Here is a 2274-nt window from a genome sequence, read left to right on the forward strand (position 1 = left end):
TATGAATTATTTTTCTCCTTAAGGATCATCCGTTATTTGGGTCGTTTTCTGCTAAAATCTGCGCCTTGCGCTTCTTTAGCGCACTGTCTATGGCTAACCTTTTGAATAAATTCATTATGACGAGAATACTCGCTGCGATAACCCTTTTGCTGAGTATCGTATTGACCATTTTGGTCACTATTTTTTGTTCCGTCCCGATCATCATTGCCGGGATTGTAAAACTATTGCTACCTGTGCCAGTCATTTGGCGAAAGGTTTCGCGTTTTTGTGATTTTATGATGTATTGCTGGTGTGAAGGTCTGGCGGTATTACTGCATCTGAACCCACACCTGCAATGGGAAGTTCACGGGCTGGAAGGGTTAAGTAAGAAGAACTGGTATCTGCTTATTTGTAACCACCGTAGTTGGGCAGATATTGTCGTACTGTGCGTGCTGTTTCGTAAGCACATTCCGATGAATAAATATTTCCTCAAGCAACAGCTGGCCTGGGTGCCATTTCTTGGCCTGGCGTGCTGGGCGCTGGATATGCCGTTTATGAAGCGTTATTCCCGCGCTTATTTATTACGTCATCCGGAGCGACGTGGTAAAGATGTTGAAACCACTCGGCGTTCTTGTGAAAAGTTTCGCCTGCATCCCACCACCATTGTCAATTTCGTTGAAGGCTCCCGTTTCACGCAAGAAAAACATCAGCAAACCCACTCCACTTTTCAAAACTTGTTGCCACCAAAGGCGGCAGGCATTGCGATGGCGCTAAATGTACTGGGTAAACAATTCGATAAACTGCTTAATGTTACGCTGTGTTATCCGGACAATAACCGTCAGCCGTTCTTCGATATGTTAAGCGGTAAACTGTCGCGAATTGTCGTTCATGTGGATTTACAGCCTATTGCCGATGAGTTACATGGCGACTACATCAATGACAAAAGCTTTAAGCGCCATTTTCAGCAATGGCTGAACTCACTGTGGCAGGAAAAAGACCGACTTCTGACGTCGTTGATGTCATCACAGCGGCAGGACAAGTAAATTTTGCTCGCCTCTGAATGAGCAGAGGCGAGTGAGTATTTTAATGAACAAAACGTCCGGCACGAGACATAAATTCTTCTTCGCTCATCTCCTGTCCGTTAAAAACAACTTTACCCGGTGTATAACGCAGTTGCAGCGAGGCGGTATTGTTGTCAATCGTGATTAACTGAAACATCTGACCTAAGGTCATCATCCCGCTGATTTGTTTATCAGCCCGCTTTTGCGCTTTTTCCGCATCCATTCCTTCAGATAAATTAAGCTGTTTTGCGGTTTCTGTGGCGACATTAAGCGGTAACTTCACATCAAAATTGAGCGATTTAATATCTTTGTTTGTGGATGATGAAGATTTGGCTGGGTCGGCAATACTGATATCCAGATTGGCATTTAGTTCGCCGAGTGCGTTCTTCCATTTTACCGGTTGTTTAATGGTCGGCTCACTTTTTTGTAATAACGGTAAATACTCTTTGAACAATGCAGCATTCACTTCTTGCAGAGCAACTTCATCGTTTGCTAACTCAGGGTGTGCAGCAAGCTGCTTCTGCATTGCAATGTTATACTGGATGATAAATTGGCGCACCGCTGAGGGATCAATAGATTCAGCAATCAATGACCACTCACCACTACCGAGTTGCTGATTCCCTTTTGTTAACTTATCAAGTTCGTAGGTCAGATTGACATTGATATAATCTTTGTCTTTAACGCGATCCAGCCTGGTTTTTGCAACGAAAGCATCGATTTGGGCAACGTCTTCCCCGTGATTGATAATGTTAATCTGATTAAATTTCGACTCGCCTTCACCAACCGGAAATTTCTTTTCTTCTAATCGCGCCAGAGAATCAATGGTAAAACTTTTTGCCGTTACTTTGTTCATTGGTGATAATTGCAGAACAATATCTTCGACTTTGCCTTCAACATCCAGGTTAGACAATGAACTACCATCACCATTAAAAGTAAACTGGCCCTCACCAAAAGAAAACTTTCCATACTCTGCAGGGGCAACATCTAATGTCGTAGAGAATGAGCCACCAAACGCGAATCGCAATGTCGCTTCCACGGGCGATTTATTTTTCGCGGCGATAAATAGCGGTTGTGTCAGTTCATTATTCACTAAGTTCACTTTTGCCGCTGCCAGTGCTGGGATGACATTACCATGCATTAACATTGTGATGGGCAACGGACCGTGCTCAACATCCACATCAAATACAACTTTCTGGCCTGGCTTGATATTGAGATCGGGTGCACCGTTATCGAA

2 protein-coding genes are annotated in these 2274 nt (G+C 43.8%); one reads left to right on the forward strand and one right to left on the reverse strand.

Annotated features, from left to right (window positions below):
• The first annotated feature begins 89 nt into the window (after nucleotides 1-89).
• Nucleotides 90-1022: an acyltransferase gene (locus tag E0D98_RS23475; RefSeq protein WP_021565484.1), complete on the forward strand. Its 933-nt coding sequence runs from the start codon at nucleotides 90-92 to the stop codon at nucleotides 1020-1022.
• Between the two features lie 40 nt (nucleotides 1023-1062).
• Here E0D98_RS23475 and E0D98_RS23480 read toward each other — a convergent pair.
• On the reverse strand, nucleotides 1063-2274 hold a 1212-nt coding region (locus E0D98_RS23480; protein ID WP_131891151.1), incomplete at its 5' end, for a DUF945 family protein.

Source organism: Escherichia sp. KCJ4928 (assembly GCF_004352695.1).
Lineage (GTDB): Bacteria > Pseudomonadota > Gammaproteobacteria > Enterobacterales > Enterobacteriaceae > ECMA0423.

Excerpts from the sequence above, each read along its gene's own strand:
- E0D98_RS23475 (WP_021565484.1), top strand. The coding sequence starts at position 90 with ATGGCTAACCTTTTGAATAAATTCATTATGACGAGAATACTCGCTGCG.